This window comes from Arthrobacter sp. SD76 (genome assembly GCF_049726125.1).
GTDB lineage: Bacteria > Actinomycetota > Actinomycetes > Actinomycetales > Micrococcaceae > Arthrobacter > Arthrobacter nitrophenolicus.
This window is the reverse complement of record NZ_JBNBLR010000001.1, coordinates 400,583-417,748: the sequence shown is the minus strand read 5'-3', so window position 1 is coordinate 417,748 and position 17,166 is coordinate 400,583. Positions and strand designations below refer to the sequence as shown.

Annotated in this window: 19 protein-coding genes and 2 pseudogenes; 15 read left to right on the top strand and 6 right to left on the bottom strand. The window is 68.1% G+C overall.

Features of this window, described 5'->3' with window-relative positions:
* Window positions 1–924: 924 nt before the first annotated feature.
* The gene (locus ACPEE0_RS02010; protein ID WP_009358349.1) at window positions 925–1,458 is read left to right on the top strand and encodes a PaaI family thioesterase; all 534 of its coding nucleotides are present in this window, start codon (window positions 925–927) and stop codon (window positions 1,456–1,458) included.
* A gap of 43 nt (window positions 1,459–1,501) precedes the next feature.
* Here the strand turns inward: ACPEE0_RS02010 and ACPEE0_RS02005 are convergent, their stop codons facing one another.
* Together ACPEE0_RS02005 and ACPEE0_RS02000 are read right to left on the bottom strand one after the other, a co-directional pair.
* The gene (locus tag ACPEE0_RS02005; protein WP_009358350.1) at window positions 1,502–1,999 is read right to left on the bottom strand and encodes an SRPBCC family protein; all 498 of its coding nucleotides are present in this window, start codon (window positions 1,997–1,999) and stop codon (window positions 1,502–1,504) included.
* Window positions 2,000–2,011: 12 nt separating this feature from the next.
* The gene (locus ACPEE0_RS02000) at window positions 2,012–2,344 is read right to left on the bottom strand and encodes an ArsR/SmtB family transcription factor (RefSeq protein WP_009358351.1); all 333 of its coding nucleotides are present in this window, start codon (window positions 2,342–2,344) and stop codon (window positions 2,012–2,014) included.
* Window positions 2,345–2,445: 101 nt separating this feature from the next.
* Between ACPEE0_RS02000 and ACPEE0_RS01995 the strand changes: the two genes are divergently transcribed.
* Complete coding sequence (locus tag ACPEE0_RS01995) at window positions 2,446–3,198, top strand: hypothetical protein (RefSeq protein ID WP_009358352.1); 753 nt, start codon at window positions 2,446–2,448, stop codon at window positions 3,196–3,198.
* Window positions 3,199–3,211: 13 nt separating this feature from the next.
* On the opposite strand, the pseudogene ACPEE0_RS01990 reads toward ACPEE0_RS01995, so the two are convergent.
* Window positions 3,212–3,947 (bottom strand): annotated as a pseudogene (locus ACPEE0_RS01990) (GAF and ANTAR domain-containing protein).
* 100 nt (window positions 3,948–4,047) lie between these two features.
* Here ACPEE0_RS01990 and ACPEE0_RS01985 point away from each other — a divergent pair.
* The 4 genes from ACPEE0_RS01985 (at window position 4,048) to ACPEE0_RS01970 (ending at window position 6,750) form a co-directional block, all read left to right on the top strand.
* A complete protein-coding gene (locus ACPEE0_RS01985) occupies window positions 4,048–4,767 on the top strand; it encodes a GAF and ANTAR domain-containing protein (protein WP_354177014.1) in 720 nt (239 codons plus the stop codon).
* 9 nt (window positions 4,768–4,776) lie between these two features.
* Window positions 4,777–5,109, top strand: a complete 333-nt coding sequence (locus ACPEE0_RS01980) for a hypothetical protein (protein WP_424573805.1) — start codon at window positions 4,777–4,779, stop codon at window positions 5,107–5,109.
* Between the two features lie 172 nt (window positions 5,110–5,281).
* Window positions 5,282–6,010: a GAF and ANTAR domain-containing protein gene (locus ACPEE0_RS01975; protein ID WP_009358355.1), complete on the top strand. Its 729-nt coding sequence runs from the start codon at window positions 5,282–5,284 to the stop codon at window positions 6,008–6,010.
* A gap of 2 nt (window positions 6,011–6,012) precedes the next feature.
* Complete coding sequence (locus tag ACPEE0_RS01970) at window positions 6,013–6,750, top strand: GAF and ANTAR domain-containing protein (RefSeq protein WP_009358356.1); 738 nt, start codon at window positions 6,013–6,015, stop codon at window positions 6,748–6,750.
* A 10-nt stretch (window positions 6,751–6,760) separates the two neighbouring features.
* Here ACPEE0_RS01970 and ACPEE0_RS01965 read toward each other — a convergent pair whose 3' ends face one another.
* The 3 genes from ACPEE0_RS01965 to ACPEE0_RS01955 all read right to left on the bottom strand — a co-directional run bounded on the left by ACPEE0_RS01965 (window position 6,761) and on the right by ACPEE0_RS01955 (window position 8,688).
* Window positions 6,761–7,246 carry a siderophore-interacting protein gene (locus tag ACPEE0_RS01965; RefSeq protein ID WP_009358357.1) on the bottom strand — a complete coding sequence of 162 codons (486 nt, stop codon included), beginning with the start codon at window positions 7,244–7,246 and terminating at the stop codon, window positions 6,761–6,763.
* Window positions 7,222–7,524, bottom strand: a complete 303-nt coding sequence (locus ACPEE0_RS01960) for a siderophore-interacting protein (RefSeq protein ID WP_424573804.1) — start codon at window positions 7,522–7,524, stop codon at window positions 7,222–7,224. Before ACPEE0_RS01960 ends, ACPEE0_RS01965 begins: the two co-directional genes overlap by 25 nt.
* Window positions 7,525–7,677: 153 nt before the next feature.
* Window positions 7,678–8,688 (bottom strand): ABC transporter substrate-binding protein, encoded by a 1,011-nt coding sequence (locus ACPEE0_RS01955; protein ID WP_354177017.1) that lies wholly within the window; start codon window positions 8,686–8,688, stop codon window positions 7,678–7,680.
* A gap of 124 nt (window positions 8,689–8,812) precedes the next feature.
* Here ACPEE0_RS01955 and ACPEE0_RS01950 point away from each other — a divergent pair, with 124 nt between their 5' ends.
* The 9 genes and pseudogenes from ACPEE0_RS01950 to ACPEE0_RS01910 form a co-directional block, all read left to right on the top strand.
* On the top strand, window positions 8,813–9,889 hold the full coding sequence (locus tag ACPEE0_RS01950; RefSeq protein WP_424573803.1) for a FecCD family ABC transporter permease: 1,077 nt from the start codon (window positions 8,813–8,815) through the stop codon (window positions 9,887–9,889).
* A gap of 103 nt (window positions 9,890–9,992) precedes the next feature.
* A complete protein-coding gene (locus ACPEE0_RS01945) occupies window positions 9,993–10,988 on the top strand; it encodes a FecCD family ABC transporter permease (protein ID WP_009358360.1) in 996 nt (331 codons plus the stop codon).
* A 2-nt stretch (window positions 10,989–10,990) separates the two neighbouring features.
* On the top strand, window positions 10,991–11,806 hold the full coding sequence (locus tag ACPEE0_RS01940) for an ABC transporter ATP-binding protein (RefSeq protein ID WP_035753007.1): 816 nt from the start codon (window positions 10,991–10,993) through the stop codon (window positions 11,804–11,806).
* A 218-nt stretch (window positions 11,807–12,024) separates the two neighbouring features.
* Window positions 12,025–12,204: a hypothetical protein gene (locus ACPEE0_RS01935; protein ID WP_009358362.1), complete on the top strand. Its 180-nt coding sequence runs from the start codon at window positions 12,025–12,027 to the stop codon at window positions 12,202–12,204.
* Between the two features lie 177 nt (window positions 12,205–12,381).
* Complete coding sequence (locus ACPEE0_RS01930; protein WP_009358363.1) at window positions 12,382–12,579, top strand: hypothetical protein; 198 nt, start codon at window positions 12,382–12,384, stop codon at window positions 12,577–12,579.
* A gap of 128 nt (window positions 12,580–12,707) precedes the next feature.
* The gene (locus tag ACPEE0_RS01925; RefSeq protein ID WP_009358364.1) at window positions 12,708–13,652 is read left to right on the top strand and encodes a hypothetical protein; all 945 of its coding nucleotides are present in this window, start codon (window positions 12,708–12,710) and stop codon (window positions 13,650–13,652) included.
* Window positions 13,653–13,732: 80 nt separating this feature from the next.
* Complete coding sequence (locus ACPEE0_RS01920; protein WP_354177022.1) at window positions 13,733–14,578, top strand: CPBP family glutamic-type intramembrane protease; 846 nt, start codon at window positions 13,733–13,735, stop codon at window positions 14,576–14,578.
* A gap of 57 nt (window positions 14,579–14,635) precedes the next feature.
* Window positions 14,636–15,664: a nitronate monooxygenase gene (locus ACPEE0_RS01915; RefSeq protein ID WP_009358366.1), complete on the top strand. Its 1,029-nt coding sequence runs from the start codon at window positions 14,636–14,638 to the stop codon at window positions 15,662–15,664.
* A gap of 36 nt (window positions 15,665–15,700) precedes the next feature.
* A pseudogene (locus ACPEE0_RS01910) lies at window positions 15,701–17,122 on the top strand (penicillin acylase family protein); the annotation flags it as partial.
* Between the last annotated feature and the right edge of the window lie 44 nt (window positions 17,123–17,166).

Sequence of the window (17,166 nt, the reverse complement as noted above, 5' to 3'; positions counted from 1 at the left end):
GCCCCGGGAGTAACGGGCGGCCGGCCCACCCTGGTCCTCGCCGCCGAAGCCGGCATTCCGGTGGAGATCCGGTTCGCCGCCGGCACGGACGCCAGCGGTTCGGCTGCCGGCAGCGGCCGCACCGCCCGGCTTCCAGGCGACGAGCCGGAGGTGCTGACCGCGAAGGCGGGGAACGCCGTCGCAGACATCCTGGTCCTTCCGGCCGAAGCCGCGGACACGGCGTGGGTCCTGGAGAGCGCAGGCGGCCGCGAGCTGGTCCTCTCTGCCGGGCAGCTGTGGCTGGACGCCGACGGACGCCTTGCGGGACGGTCGGCGGAGCGGCCGGACGTTCTGCGCTACAACCTGAACACCCGCACGTTCGACGCCGTCACCACGAACCACACCAGCCCAAGGCAGGGCAGGATGTCGGTTGAAGCGGTCCTCGTCCGCGAAGCCGGCCCCGTTCCGGCATCCTATGGGGAAGCCGCCAACCGCGCGGCCGCACCCGGGCCGCCCGTCATCGATAGCCTGGCCGGGAGTACACCCTGGAACTCCCGGGCGGAGCCTTCCCCACCGGCCACGAGGAGCTCGAGATCCGTTGGGCCGGTGACGTGGCCCGCATCCTGGTGGACGGCGTGCCGGTGGCCGACCGTTTCTGGGACGGCTCCCCCTGGATCCTGAACGTGGCCGACGCCGGCATCCGGCCGACCCAGGCGGGCCCGCCCACGTCACGCTGCAGATCCTGCCCCTGTCCCCGCTGGCCAAGGTCGGCGTACCGGCAGAAGCGCAGCAGCGGAGGGAGGCCACGGCCGGGGACCTTGCGGCGCTGGATGCCGTCCACCTGGTGTGCTGGATGGGGTGGCACGAAGCTGCGGACTGAACTGCCGGCCAGACACCGCAGCGCCTAAGCTGGCACAAAACGCGGCCACTGCAGAGGAGAAGCCCATGGACACCAGCGGGCAGGCGGAGCGCTCGGAGACCTTCAGCTGGACAGACCCGAAGGTGGGACTGAAGTACCTCCCGACCATGTCCGGGCTGGACTTCCTCTCCGGCATGCGGGACGGCAGCATCCCGCGTCCGCCCATGGCGTCGCTTATGAACCTGCGCCTGCTGGCGGTGGAAAACGGGCGGGTGGAGTTCGAGTGCCGGCCCGGCGAGGCGCACTACAACCCGCTGGGCGTGGTGCATGGCGGACTGGCCTGCACACTGCTGGACACGGTAGTGGGATGCGCGGCGCACAGCACGCTGGCCGCCGGCTTCGGCTACACCTCGATAGACCTGTCGGTCAGCTACCTTCGCCCCATCACGCTGCAGCATGCCGTGCTGCGGGCGGAAGGAACGGTGGTGAAATCGGGGTCCCGGGTGATCTTTGCGGAGGGCCGTGTCCTCGCCCCGGACGGCGGCCTGCTGGCCACCGCCACCAGTTCGCTGCTGGTTTTCGCTGCCGCCGCCCCAACGCAGGCGACACCCAAGGCATAGCGGACGACGGCGGGACGTCCCGCCGTCGTACGCTATCGTTCGGTCAGGCGTTGGCGTGCTCGGCGAGGATGCCGTCCATCTGGCCGACGGCCTCCTTCAGGCCCTCTTCCATGCCCATCGCCACCATCTGTTGCAGCTGTTCTTCGGACTCGAAGGTGGACAGCATGGTCATCCGGGTCCGCTCCCCCACAGATTCCAGGGTGACGGCAGCATGGGCACTCCCCATGTCTCCGGTCGGGTTGCCGTCACTGTCCGCGAAACCGTCGTTGAACTCGAGCCGGCGCGGCGCCTCAATGTTGGTGAACTCCCACCAGCCGTGGGACTTCTCTCCTTCGGGACTCGTCATGTAGTAGCTGGCCTTACCGCCCGGGACGAACTCATGCTTGTAGAACGTGGCCGGGTAGGTGGGCGGACCCCACCAGCGCTCCAGCTGGCGCGGGTCTTCGAAAAGCTGCCACACCCGCTCCACCCCCGCCTCAAACTCGGCAACGAGCGTCATGCTCAGGGCCTCGGGATTCGTGTCCATACTGATGACTGTCATGGCAATGCCTTCCTAACCTTCAGCGAGAATGTCGGCCATCCGGGCGGCACGCTGCCGCCAGATTTGTTCATATTCGTCGAGCAGCCGCCGGGCTTTCTGCAGGCCTTCATGATCACCCCGCACAATCTGCTCCCTTCCGCGCTTTTCCTTGGTAATCAGGGATGCACGCTCCAACACCGCCACATGCTTTTGCACTGCGGCGAAACTCATGGCGTAGAGGGCCGCGAGACCCGAGACCGAGTACTCGCCGCCCGTCACCCGCCGGACGATGTCGCGGCGCGTCGAGTCGGCGAACGCCTGGAAGAGGCGGTCAAGTTCGGTTTCGCGGAGCTGATCTACAACCATTTGGTTGTACAATATGCCTTGCCCGGGGCGGGGGTCAAGGGTTTTTCCCCTCTTTTGTGGCTTCAGTCCACGGTCTGGGCACGACGGGTAGGTTGAAGCGCATGAGCATTTTCCTTGCCGGTGCCGGGCCGGACCCGTTGGCCTTTCCCGAAGTGTTCGACCGCTTTGCCGGGGAGGTGTCGCAGAAACCGGGTGCTGCCCGCTGCGCGACGATTGCCGTGGTGGTCCATGACCGGGCCGGCAACCCCGCTGGCCGGCTGGCCGAGTATGTCGAGCCGCTGCGCGCACGGCTGCCGTTTGAACCGGTTCCGGTACTCCTCGGCGGGGCCGGCGCCGCGGACCCGGAAATGTTCGACGGCGTGGATGCAGTGGTGGTGGGCGGCGGACTGACGCCGGCCTACCTGGAAGGCCTCCAGCCCGCGATGGCGGCACTCACCCGGACAATTGCACGCGGCGCCTCCTACCTTGGCTTTTCCGCGGGTGCCATGGTGGCGCCGGAACGCGCGCTGATCGGCGGCTACCGGGTGGATGGCACCGAGGTATGTGGTGAAGAGTGCTCCGAGGGGCTGGATGTGCTCGATATCCGGGTCGGCCTCAGCCTCGCCCCCTTTGCCGTGGACGTGCATGCCGCACAGGCCGGAACACTGGGGCGGGCGGTCGGCGCCGTGACAGCAGGGCTGGTGGAGCGGGCTGTTGCCATCGACGAAAACACCGCCCTTGTCCTGCCCCGGACGGGATCGCAGGACTTCGAGGTCATCGGCAGCGGCAACTGCTGGGACGTCCGGGCACACGCGCCAGGTGACGCGCAGGCGGCCGGCGCATCCGCCGTCGTTTCCGTCCTGCGGGCGGGCTGACGGCCCGCTGCTGCTACCCGTCGAAGTGGGTCTGGATGCTGTCGCCGGAGAGCTGTTCGATCAGTTCGGTGGCAACATCACGCAGCTTGCGGTTGCGGTTGCTGGAGACCTTGGTGAGGATGTCCATCGCCTCGGCCTGGGAGCAGCGGTTTTGCGCCATGATCACGCCGCAGGCCAGGTTGATGGCGGTCCTGCTCTCCAGCGCCGCCTCAAGGTCCTCCGCCCGGTTCTGGGCGGTGTTGATCCGGACGGACAGGTGCAGCGTGTTGTGGGCTGCCGCAGCAAACCCCCCCGGCCTTTTCATAGACGTCCGCGGTGAAGGCTCCCGGCTTGGTGGCAAAGAAGTTCAGGGCTGCGCGGGCGTCGCCGCTGATCTCCAGCGGCACGCCCAGGGTGCTGTGCACGTTGGCGGCGGCAAGCGCCTCGTTGTAGGCGGGCCAGCGCGGGTCCTTGGAGACGTCGTCGATCATGACCGACGACATCTCGCGCAGGGCCCGGATGCAGGGACCGTCCCCCAGGCTTTGCTCCACGTGGTCGAGGTCCAGGGCGCGCTGGCTGCTCCCGGCCGCTGTGGCCGGCCGCCGGCGGAGCTGGAGCGTCACCGCGCATTCGATCTGGTCGTCGGCAGCTTCGGACACGGCCGCTGCCGCCAGGCCGGAAAGTCCGGAGAGGAATTCCACCGCGTTCTCCGCGCCCACCAGGATTTCCTGCAGCTGCTGTATTGACTCGTTATCTGCAGAACTCGACATGGGGACATCTTACTGGCCGCCCGGAAAAAGGAGCCGTGACGTCCGGGGAAACGTAGCCCCCTCCCGCAGGGCGGGGAACGGCTTGGCATATGCTGGGCGTATGGCGCAGCAACTACCCCTGGACGAGCTCAGCACGATTATTGCTCGCATCCAGGGCCTGCTGCTGACGGAGGAAAAAGTGACCACGGCGGTCCAGCTCCTGGCCAGGGCGGCGAAGGAATCGGTGCCCGGAACCATCGGCGCCGGCGTTTCCCTCCTGGATGCCCGCGGCCGCCGGACCAGCAGCGGCTACACGGACGGCATTGTGGAAAAAGCCGACGCCGCCCAGTACGAATACGGCGAGGGCCCATGCCTGACGGCCTGGGCCTCGGAGAAGCCGGTCCTGGTCCAGGACGTACATACCGATCCGCGCTGGACCGGCTGGCGCAACGCCGTCCGGGACCTGCCCGTCCGGGCCGTTGTGAGCGCCCCGCTGATCGCCGGCAAGGAAGCCCTGGGCGCCCTGAAACTGTACGCAGCCACCCCAGCCACCTACGACGACTCCAGCGCCAGGCTGCTGCAACTCTTCGCCGGCCCGGCCGCCACCCTGCTCTCGCATGTGCAGGCCAGCGAGACTCCAAAAAGGATGACCGAAGGCCTGCAGCTCACGCTGAACACCCGGGATACGGTCAATCAGGCATGCGGCGTCCTCATGGAACGGCTGGGCGTTTCCCGCGATGCCGCGCTGCAACAGCTGCTCCGGCAGGCCAGGGAGCGGGCCAATACCCTGCAACAAGTCTGCGAGTCTGTCCTGGCCGGGACGCCAGCATCCGGAATCTAGGCACCGCCCATGGGCTTCGATCCAAATGAACCGGAACAACGGCGCCGTCTCCGCGCAGCACTGCGGGCAGCGGACATCAGCGTCTCCGAGCTCTGGCTTAAATGCTTCAGCCTCTCCGGCGATGCCGGTGAATATGAAGTGGAAGCCTACTTGCAGGGACTCCTGTCCCTGCCCGCCGTCCAGCGGGACCTGCTCGCTTTGGCAGCCAACGAAATGATCGACGAACTCCCCCGGCCGCGCGCTCCATATTCGGACGACTTCGACCGCGAAGCGGAAGAGCTGGACAACCGGGATGAGTCCGGCGGGGCCGCTGGCGGGCGCGCTGCAGAGGCGGACGAATAGCAGTCGCCGGACGGGGGCGCCGTATCGGAAAGCCTTGCACAAGCGTAGTGTCGAAGGTAGGAGATTTCGGGATGGCAAGAGGATCCGGAGGTTGAATACAGGGGCCAGTCCGCAGTAAGCGCGGCGGCCGACAGCCAGGGCAGAAGCTGGCGCAACCAGGAATCGGGGCCTTATGGCCGGGAATGATGCGCTGACCACAGCTGAGGAATACCAGGACCTGCTGCTGGAAAGCGCAGGGTTTGCTGAGTTCCTCCTGGGGCTGGCCGCAATCTCCGCCTCGCAGATCGCCGACGGCACGGCGCCGGTGCTGTGCACCATCACAGTGGAGCGCGACGGCGCCCCCTCCACCGTTGCCAGCAGCACCGAGGAGGGGCGGCGGCTGGACGAGACGCAGTACGTGGCCGACGCCGGCCCCTGCCTGACGGCGGTCCGGCAGCAGACGGTGGTCCTCATCGACGACATCGATGCCGATACGCGCTGGGGTTTGTACGCCAGGGCGGCCCTCCAGCAAGGGGTGCATTCGATGATGGCGGTGCCGATACCGACAGATTCCCCGGCCAGGGCCGCACTGAACTGCTACGCGCAGCGGGCACATGCATTTGACCAGCGGACCGTAAGCCGGGTGCAGGGGCACGCCCAGTCCCTGTCCCGTATCCTCCGGCTGGCCCTGCGGCTGCACGCGCCCGAGGCCTACACGGGGCACCTTCGGAATGCCCTGAAATCCAGGGCGGCCGTGGATGCTGCCATTGCACTGATCATGCTGCAGCACCGCGGCGGTCGCGAGGATGCCCTCGAACTGCTCCAGGTGGCCGCCAAGTCCAGCGACCGCCGGATCCAGGACATCGCCAGGGACATTGTGGACGGAGGAAGCTTTTCCGCCGCCCGGCTGGATGGAGGCTAGGAATGGGCATCGAGGGCCACGTACCGGACACTGATACCCGCCTGCAGGAGCTGGTGCTGGACAGCCGGGACGTCCGGGACTTCCTGGCGGAGCTCGCTGTGCTGGCGGCCGCCCGCCTGTCCGGGCCGGGCAACACCATCCACAGCGGGGTTACGGTCCTGCGCCGCAAACGGCCGGAGGTCGTTGCCTGCAGCGATGCCGTGGCAGCGACCCTGGATGAGCTGCAGAACAGCTTTGGCGACGGCCCCTGCCTCACTGCGCTGCGTACGGGGACAACCATCCTGGCGGCGGACCTTTCCACCGAGCAGCGCTGGACGCCCTATGTTCGGGCCGCGGCTGGCCAGGGGGTGTCCTCCATCCTTGCGGTGCCGCTGGACCTGGCCGGGGAGGCCGAAGCGGTCCTGAACCTCTATTCCGACCGTGTCGACGGATTCTCGGGTGAGGATATTACGACAGTGGAGGCTTTTGCCGGACAGGCCGCCAGTTCGCTGCGGCTGGTTCTGCGCATCACCCATCTGAGGGAAACCCGGAACGACCTGGCCGCCGCGATGCAGTCCAGGACGGTGATCGACATGGCCGTGGGAGCGATCATGGCTGAGAACCGCTGCAGCAGCGATGAAGCTTTTGCCATCCTCACCAGGGCTTCCAACGCGCGGAACGTCAAGCTCCGGGAGGTGGCGGCGGCGGTTGTGACGTCGATTGCCGGGCAGCAGCAGGTCCCCACCTACTTCGACGAATGACACGGGCGCTTCACCGCTGCGGCACGGGGATTCCGTTGACGCCCGAGCCGGCCTTCCCGAGGCTCCAGTAGCCCCGGAGTTCCGATGCCCTGGGATCCACACCCGACTCTGTGAGGCACCGGCGGAGGGATCTGACCGTTGCCGCTTCGGCACCGATCCACGCGTACGGATGCCAGGTCCCGGCGTCGGAGGCAAGTGCCTCCTGCACCGCTGCCAGGAGGCGGGCACCGCGCTGCACGTCGCCGGTGCCGCGATGGAGCCACGTCACCTGGACACCGCTTTTCGTAGCCAGCGGAAGGACGTCCGCGGCTTCGGGGACTTCGAGGAACGCGTGGCCGCTGATCTGCGGCGGAAGCGCTTCGAGGATGGAACTGACCGCGGGAACCGCCGTTTCATCCCCTGCCAGCAGGACCCGGTCCGAGCGGCCGGGTTTCCAGTTGATCCCGGCTTCGGGCAACGGCGTTGCCGCTGTCACCGCGGTGATGTCCGGGCCCACGAACAGGCCGGGCAGCCTGGGGTTGCCTCCAGCGCCCAGCCGGATCCCGGCCCCGGCTGGCTCCCGGGTCCCCGGTGGAGGACAAAGTCGACGTCGACTTCCGGGCCCGAGGGGGGCCGGCGCAGCGCCCGGACCGTGTAACTGCGGATGAAGCCGCGGCCGGGCTGATACTGTCGCAGCCAGTCCTGGTACCAGCCGGCCTGCAGGACGCCGTTCACGCCCGGAAGTCGCAGTGGATGGCCCGGGTTGGGCAGCAGCAGCTTGAGGCGGAGGTCCAAGGGTTGGGCCCGGCACACCGAAGTCCAGCAGGGAAGGACCGGTTAACGTGACGCGGCGGAAGTGCGGGGACAGGTCCCGCACTTCCGCCACCACTGCTTCGAACACCCGCACGGGGTGCCCGGAAACCGGTTCTGAAGCAGCCATCAGGGGCATTACGGCAGCTGCGGATCAACGCCGTAGTGGTTGGCCAGCTCGGTGATCACGGCGTGGGCACCCTGGATGCTGACCGATGCCAGGAACGTGGCGTCATCAACGTTCTTGACCTCGCCCTGGAGCCGCTGCCACAGCGGGTTGGACTGGAAGGCCTCCTGCTGGGCGCGGGCCTTGTCACCCTCGGCGCCGGCGGGGGTGAAGGCGCTGACCATCACCAGGCCGGCGTCGCCCTGCAGGATCTGCTCGGCAGAGAGCGGGACGAAGATCTCCTTGTCGCTGTCCGGCTGGTCCTTGGGCCGCGGGATGTTCATGTCCGCCATGATCTCGCCAATGAAGGAGTTCGAGGAATACAGGCGGGCGGTGTCACCGCCGGTGAAGCGGATCAGCGAGTAGGTGGCGTCCGGCTTCTTTGCCAGGATCTCGGCGCCGACCTTTGCCGCACGGTCCTCGTATGCCTTGACCAGTTCCTCAGCCTTGGCTTTCTTGCCCAACGCCTCGCCGAGGAAAACAACATTCTCCTTCCAGGTGGGACCGGTGCTCACGGAAAAGATGGTGGGCGCGATCTTGGACAGCTGCGAGTACAACGCCTCGTGTCGGACCTTTGCGGACACGATCAGGTCCGGCTGCAGTTCCAGGATCTTTTCCAGGTTGGGCTCGGCCAGGGTTCCAACGTTCACCGCATCCTTGGTGGCATCGGCAACGTCGCCGAGGTACGGGGCGAAGGGGGCCTTGGGGTCCTGCCGGTACTGCACGTAGCCCACCAGGTCAGCCTCGAGCAGGAGCGCCGCGTCGATGTAGCTGGGATCCAGCGCAACCACGCGCTTGGGGACCTCTTCGATGGTGGTGGAGCCCATGGTGTGTTCCATGGTCAGCGGGAATCCGGCGGCTTCGGCAGCGGCGGTGGTGGCGGTGCTGCTGGTGGTGGCGGCCGGGGAGCCGCAGGCCGCGGTGGCCAGAAGGACCAGGCCGGCGGCGGCAGCAGTGAGCTGCCTGGAGATGCGAGTTTTCACGGGGATGCCTTCATAAACGGAACGGGTCTGCGACGCATTAGGTAAGGCTTACCTGCGTCTGCCGTAGACTGTAGCAGGATTTGGAGAATAGCTCACAAACCCGTGACGTAATCGAAAGTCCCATGTGAAAACGCTGAACCTTGAGGCGGGCCCCACGGACGAGCGGGCGCCGGCAGGACCCGCTGCGCCCGCTCCCCCGCGCCGGAAGGCTCCCCGGAACCGGACAGCCTGGTTCCTGGCCTCGGTACTGGCACTGCTCCTGGCCAGCGCGCTCAGCATCTGCATCGGCGGGCAGCCCTCCTCGCTGCAGGAAGCCTGGCATGCCCTGTTTACCCCCACCGGCAACGTCATGGACGTGACCATCCGCGAGCTGCGCTGGCCCCGCACCGTGCTCGGGATCTGCGCCGGTATCTGCCTCGGCCTGGCGGGAACCCTGGTCCAGGGCCACACCCGGAATCCCGTGGCGGACCCCGGCCTGCTGGGGATCAACCAGGGTGCCGCGCTGGCCATCGTGGCTGCCATCGCCATTGCCGGCGACCTTCCCGCCCTGGCCCAGGCACTGCTGGCCTTCGCCGGCGCCCTCGTGGCCAGCGTCCTGGTGTTCATGATCGGCTCGGCGGCCCGCTACGGTGCCACCCCCGTGACGCTGGTGCTTGCCGGTGCCGCCGTCACCGCACTGTGCTCCGGGCTGGTGGCCGGCATCGTCCTGCTCAACGACCAGGCCCTGGACACCCTGCGTTTCTGGCAGGTGGGTTCCCTGGCCGGCAGGACCGGCGTCCTTCAACTGGTGTGGCCGTTCATCGCGGCCGGGGTGGTGCTTGCCCTGCTCAACATCCGCGCCCTGAACGCCCTGGCGCTGGGCGCGGACACCGCCGTTTCGCTCGGCATCTCGGTCCTCCGGGCACGCGCCGTGGGCATTGGGGCCGTCACCCTCCTTGCCGGCACTGCCGTGACCCTGGCAGGTCCCATCGCCTTCGCCGGCCTCTTGGTTCCCCACATCACCCGCGCCATCACCGGCCCGGACTACCGCTGGCTGGTGCCCGTTTCACTCTTCACCGGCGCCACGGTGGTGCTCCTCGCGGACACGGCGGGACGCCTGATCGCCAGGCCCGGCGAACTCTCCGTTGCCGTGGTCCTTGCCGTGGTGGGCGCACCCTTCTTTATCTACCTGGCCCGGCGAAAAAGGCTGCAGACGCTATGACCGTCCTCCAGAAGGCGCAGCCAGGGAAACTTCCCAGGGCATCACGCGTATCAGGGCCCTGCGCGCAGGCCCTGTTTCCATCCGTTTCAACGTCCACGTACTGGTGGTGTCGGTCCTGCTGGTCCTGGCAACGGTGGCCGCCATGGCGCTGCACGTTGCCTTCGGCGGCACACCGATGGCCTACCCGGACGTCCTCCGCGCGCTGCTGGGGGACGACTCCAATACCCGCATCCACCTGGCAGTAACGGAGTTCCGCGCACCGCGGATGGTGGCCGCCGTCGTAGTGGGAGCGTGCCTGGCAGCCGCCGGCGCCATCACCCAGACGGTGGCGCGGAACCCCTTGGCAAGTCCGGACCTGCTGGGAGTGACGGCGGGCGCCTCGCTGGGTGCCGTGACGGTGCTGGTCATCGCGGGCGGGGGCCACGCGGGCCTGAGCGGGCTGGCCGCGACGGTGGGAATGCCCGCCGCCGCGTTCACCGCCGGCATCGCCAGCGGATTGGCCGTCTATCTGCTCTCCTACCGGCGGGGGCTGGACAGCTACCGCCTGGTCCTGGCAGGCCTGGGCATCTCCGGCCTGGCAGCCAGCCTCACCACGTGGATCCTCACCCTGGGCGATGTGACAAGTGCCGCCCAGGCGCTGACGTGGATGATGGGCTCGCTCAACGGAAAGGACTGGGAAACCGTCCGGCCCATGGCGATCAGTGCTGCGGTGCTGCTCCTGGCTGCGATGTCCAGCGGCAGGTGGCTGCTGCTCACCAGCCTGGGTGAGGACACCGCCGTCGGCCTCGGTGTCCGGATCGGCGTGGTCCGCCTGGTTGTCCTGGCCCTCGCCGTCCTGCTCGCGTCGGTGGCGACCGTGACTGCGGGACCCGTGGCGTTTGTCGCCCTGGCCAGTCCCCGGATTGCCCGGGCGCTGACGTCCACGGTGATTCCCTCGGTGGGCGTGTCCGCCCTGGTGGGCGCCATCTTCGTGCTGCTGGCGGACACCCTGTCCGCCAATGCCCTCGCCGCCCCGCTGCCGGTGGGCGTTGCCACCGCCGTGGTGGGCGCACCGTTCCTGATACACCTGATCCTCAAGTACCAGCGGAGGCTGAGTTGAACATGTCCACCCCGCAACAGGGCCTCCGCGCCCGGGACCTCAGCCTTGGCTACGAGGGCGCCGACATCATCAGCGGCCTCACCCTGGACGTCCCCGACGCCCGGGTCACCTCCATCATCGGCCCCAACGGCTGCGGCAAGTCCACGCTGCTGAGGGGGCTCGGCAGGCTGCTGAATCCCCGGTCCGGCGACGTGCTGCTGGACGGCATCCCGCTCCGGGAACACTCCACCCGGCACATCGCCACCCGCATCAGCGTGCTGCCGCAGGCCCCCACCGCGCCGTCCGGCCTGACGGTGGCGGACCTCGTTTCGCGGGGCAGGCACCCGCGGCAGAAGTGGTACCAGCAGTTTTCCGCCTCCGACGAACGGGTGGTGGAGGCTGCCCTGGAGGCAACAGACATTCTGGAACTGGCGGATTCGCCGCTGGAGGACCTCTCGGGCGGGCAGCGGCAGCGGGCCTGGATTTCGATGACGCTGGCGCAGGAAACGGGGATCCTGCTCCTGGACGAGCCCACCACCTACCTGGACCTCGCCCACCAGGTGGACGTGCTGGAACTCGTCCGCCGGCTGTACCGTGAGCACCACCGGACCGTGGTGATGGTGCTCCACGACATCTCGCTGGCCGCGCGCTACTCGGACCACATCATCGCCATGAAGGACGGGGCCATCGTGGCGCAGGGCACCCCGTCCGAGGTCATCACCCCCGAGTGCCTGCTGGAGGTGTTCGGCCTGGACGCCCACGTGGTGGCGGAACCCACCGAGGGCCGTCCGCACGTCATACCGCTGGGGACCGTGGGGGCGGCACCCGTCCATACGTGATGAGATTCACTTGCAATAATCGGCGATTTGGTTGAGAGCACCCTTTCGGTTTCGGCACCATGGAAGGGCAGGGCAGGATTCATTTTCCGGCCCTTAACCCATCCTGGTGACGCAATGAGGCGCGCCGGCATGCCCAGCGGGCGGCCGACCGCCCCATGACGCGAGCAGGCCGATTTTCCGGCTTTACCGGCCGGACCAATGCAAGGAAGTACTGAACAATGACGTTTGAAACTGCCGAATCCGTGACCCTCAAAATCTGGGACCGCTCCGCCGTGCACACGACCCTGGACACGTTGGTGGAAGACCTCTCCGTGCGCCACAACACCGACAAGAGCCGGATCGCCGTGACCTGCAGCGGCCCCAACACTTTCACCCTCAGCCTTAACCCCGCACTCTAGGGCCGGGGGCTTCCCCCGGTGTGCTTGCTCAGCTTAATCCCGGTTCCGGTTGCCATTCATCCGGGAGCCATGCAGACTAAAACCTGGGAATGCGCTTTCCCATCTGCTTGTCCTCACCGACGAGGACACGGCCGGACACGACCAGGCCGCCAGACCGCAAGAAATGGAAGTTGAATAATGACGTTCGATGCCACTGATTCCGTAACCCTGAAGATCTGGGACAAAGCCACCCTCCACCACACCCTGGACTCCGCGATCAGCGATCTTTCGGAACGGCACAACACCACCACGTGCCGCGTTGCGGTGACCTGCAGCGGACCCAACACCTTCACGCTGAGCGTTCGCGGCGAGGACAAGGCCCTGGTGGGCGCCTAAGCGGCGACCCTCCTCTAAAGCAAAGCGTACGACGCCGGCACCGCCCGCCGTCGTACGCTTTGCTTTAGTCCCGGGCAGATGGCCGGGAGGCCATGGTGCGCACCCGGAGGCCCCTGCATACTGGACGGGTGACGGTTCGCAAATGGCAGGGCCATGGGGAGCAGCGTGGACCGCGGGATGTCTGGTCCGACTGGACGGCCGCGGACGACGCCGGCGAAACGGACAGGGCAAGGGCGCTGGCTGGCGAGATGCTGCGCCTCGCCCCGGATTCCTTCTACGCCTGGTTCCATGCCGGGCTGCTGTCGAAGGCGCTCGGCAAGTGGGCTGAAAGCCTGGAACGCAACGCCCGGGCGGTTGAGCTCTTCACGCCTGTGGAGGCGGCGGACTTCGACGGCGTCAACCCCGCTGCCTGGAACCTGGGAATCGCCTCCACGGCCCTGGGCGACTGGGCAACGGCCCGCCGGGCGTGGGCTGCCTACGGCATTGGCGGCCTGGGAACCGGCTACGATCCCATCGACTCCAATTTTGGCCTGGCGCCGGTCCGGCTGAATCCGGACCAGCCAAGCCTTCCCCACCAGGTGCTGCCCTCCGCCGGCGCCACCGAAGTGGTCTGGTGCTGGCGCAGGAGCCCCGCCCACGCGGTCATCGCCAGTGTGCCGCTGCCCGAATCCGGGCACCGGTTCCGGGACGTGGTCCTGCACGACGGCGAACCGAAAGGGTTCCGCCAGCTGGACGGGCAGGACGTGGCAGTATTCGACCAGCTCCTGCGGCTGGAGGACTCAGGGCTGCCCACATGGCAGGCCCAGGTGACCGGGGCAACGCCGGACGACCTCCAGGAACTGTCCGACCTTCTGGAGCGGCATGGCATGGGCGCGGACGACTGGTCCGGGATGCGCCTGCTGTGTTCGGAATGCTCGCACGGAACCCCCGACGACGGGCACCACCACGTGCCGGCATCGTCCGATGCCACGCAGCTGGGGCTGGCCGGCGCCGAGTCCCAGCTACGCCCTGTACTCGACACGTGGCTGGAGGCCCGGCCCGCCGCGGACCTGGAGTTGACGCTGCTGTGGTGATCCGGCACCTCGTCCGGCGTCCGGCCGGCAAGTATACTTTTGAGCATCCACCGGAAGCGCCACTGAAGCATAGGGACGTGATGAGGCAGCAATCACAGGCGCAAGCCGATCTCCAGAGCGCGGAAGCAGGGAAGCCCGCCCGGACCACACTGGCGGTGGTTCCCGCAGCCCTCGTCTCGGCGTCGGGCTTCCTGCTGTTCGCACGGGAGGACCGGATCTTCGGCTTCACCCTCCTGGCCGCGGCACTGGTCCTGGCCGGCATCATCAGCCGCCGGCTCCTGATCGACCTTGCGCTGATCGCGGTGGGGCTGACCGCCATGAGCCTGGTCCCCATCACCACGGACATCAGCACCGGACATATGGCGGTGATGGGAACCGCGATGATCCTGGCGGTGGGCATCCCCTACGCCGTGTCCCGGTTCGTCACCAAGGACCATGCCATCCGTTTCCCCGTCCGGACCGGGCAGCCGTGGACCCGCGCGGAGAAGTGGTACCTGCCCGCCGTCCTGTTGATCGGGTACGCCCTGATGCCGGTGTACATGATCCGCACCGGCGTCTACAACAACTGGCCGGCGGTCAGCGACGCGGACGGCATCGCCCGGCTGTTCCTGGGCACCAATGTGCTGGGGATCTGGGATGAACTGTTCTTCATCTGCACCGCCTTCACCCTGCTGCGCCGGCACCTCCCCGACTGGCAGGCCAACCTGCTCCAGGCCGTCCTCTTCACATCCTTCCTCTGGGAACTCGGGTTCCACGCCTGGGCGCCGTTCTTCATCTTCCCGTTTGCCCTGCTGCAGGCCCGGCTCTTCACGGTCACCAAGTCCCTCTCCTACATCGTCAGCGTGCACCTGCTGTTCGACTTCGTGCTGTTCCTGGTGCTGATCCATGCCCACAACCGGGAATGGATCGACATCTTCCTCTACTGATTCCGGCCAGTTCCGCAGCTGACCCGGCGGCCAGCCAGCCTGATACGGAAGGACTCCATGAGCCACCAGCACAACTCCCGCTTCGATCTTGCTTCCCTGCCGGTTCCCGTCATCCAGGCACCCATGGCCGGCGGACCGTCCACGCCGCGGCTGGCTGCTGCTGTGAGCGAGGCGGGCGGACTGGGTTTCCTGGCCGCCGGCTACAAGACGGCGCATGCCATGCGGGCGGAGATCGAAACCGCCCGCGGCCTCACGGGCAGGCCGTTCGGCGTCAACCTTTTCGTTCCGCAGGCCCCCTTCAGCACCCCCGATGCGCTCCGCGCCTACGCCGATGCCCTGGCGCCGGACGCTGAGCGCTTCGGCGTCCGGCTGGGCGATCCCCGGCACGACGATGACGACTGGGACAACAAGGTGCACGTCCTGCTGGAGTTGGCGCCCGCCGTCGTCTCCTTCACCTTCGACCTGCCGGAAAACACAGTCATCGGCGCGCTGCAGGAGCGGGGAAGCGCCGTGGTCGCCACCGTCACTTCGCGCGCCGAGGCCCTGCAGGCGCTCGACGCCGGCGTGGACGCGCTCTGCGTGCAGGGACCGGAAGCCGGCGGCCACCGCGGCACCTTCGATCCCGCCGCCGACGAGACGCAGCCCCTGCACACCCTGCTGGCCGGGCTTGCCGACCTTCCTGTCCCGCTGATCGCCGCTGGAGGAATCGCCACCGCAGCGGACGTCCGGGCGGCCCTGGCCCTGGGCGCGATCGCAGTCCAGGCGGGCACGGCGTTCCTGCGCGCAGACGAGGCCGGAACCAAGGCCGCGCACCGGGCAGCATTGTCGTCCGGAAGCTTCACCGCCACCGCCGTCACCCGGTCCTTTTCCGGCAGGAACGCCCGCGGCCTCACCAACGAATTCATGCGCCTGCACGACGCCGAGGCGCCCTACGGCTACCCGGAGATCCACCACATGACCACTCCCCTGCGCGCAGCGGCCGCGGCAGCCGGTGATCCGAACTGGCTCAACCTCTGGGCGGGCACCGGGTTCCGGCATGCGGTGGACGGACCCGCCGCCGCGATCCTGGCAGCGCTCACGCCGTAGGCTGCAGGGCGGTTTGTTGCGCCACGGGTTTTGGGAATGGCCCGCCTCTCCCCGTACCCTTACTTAGGCTTGGCTTACCTAAGAAAGGGACCCGACCCGTGCCCACCCCCACAACTCCGCCCCATGGCCGCTGAGACCTTCCGCGACCCGTGGGGCATCCCCCATCTGCGCGCCGGGTCGGCCACCGAGCTCGCCTTCCTGCAGGGTGGGAACGCCGCCACGGACCGCTCCTGGCAGGTCGAGGTGGAGCGGTGGCGATCCGAGGGCAGGACCGCCGAACACCTGGGACCGGACGGCGTGGTGTGGGACCGGTTTGCCCGGCAGGCGCGGATCGATGACACCGCCCGCCGCTGCTTCCACAACCTGGACCCGGCCACGCAGCAGTGGTGCGGGGCCTACGTGGATGGTGTGAACAACGCCCTGGAAGCCGGCCGGCGGGAAGCCCGGGAGTTCCGGGACACGGCCACGGCACCCGCCCGCTGGGAGCCGTGGACTCCGCTCGGCGTCTTCCTGGTCCACCACATCCTGTTCAGCACCTTCCCCAACAAGCTTTGGCGTGACCACGTGGCCCAGACCCTTGGCGCGGAAGCGGTGGAGCTGTTCAGCATCGAGGCACCGGTCTGGGCGGGCAGCAACGCCTGGGCTGCCACGGGAGGCCGGACGGGCTCCGGCGCTCCGTTCATCGCCGGCGACCCGCACCGGCTCCTGGAACTTCCCGGCGTCTACCAGCAGGTGCGGCTCGCCTGCCCGGAGTTCGACGCCGTCGGGCTGGCTTTTCCCGGCGTCCCCGGCCTGCCGCACTTCGGCCACACGGGGACGGCGGCATGGGCGGTCACCAATGCCATGGCCGACTACCAGGACCTCTACCGTGAACAGCTCAGGCGCGACGGCGCCACCCTCCAGGCACTCGGCCCGGACGGGTGGGAGCCGGTGGTTGCCGACCACCAGGAGGAGATCCTGGTCCGCGGCGCCGCCACGGAAACGGTGCACGTGGTTGAGACAGCCCGCGGCCCTGTCATCTCGGGCGGGCCCGACGGCGGCGCGCTGAGCCTGCGGGCACCGTCGCGGGCCGGGGGGCAGCTGGGTTTCGAGGCCCTCCTGCCGCTGCTGCGGAGCCGAAGCGCCGCCGATATTGAGGCTGCGCTGCAAGCCTGGGTGGAGCCGGTCAACTGCGTGCTCGCCGCCGATACCGGCGGCGACGTCCGGCAGCTGGTGGCGGGCAAGGTCCCGGTGCGGAACCCGGAGAACCGGGTCCGTCCCGTTCCGGCCGAATCCCCGCAGCACCGGTGGTCGGGCACATGGGTGGACCTGCCGGCGTCCCGCGTGGACGCTCTGGCCGTGAACGCGAATGACCGGGAGTCCGGCGGCGGCAGCCTGACCGGGCTGGAGTTCGCTCCCGCCCACCGGGCTCACCGGATACGGCAGCTCCTGGAAGACGCCGGGGACAACCTGGACGTTGAAGACATGCAGCGGATCCACATGGACTGCCGGCTGGGTCCTGG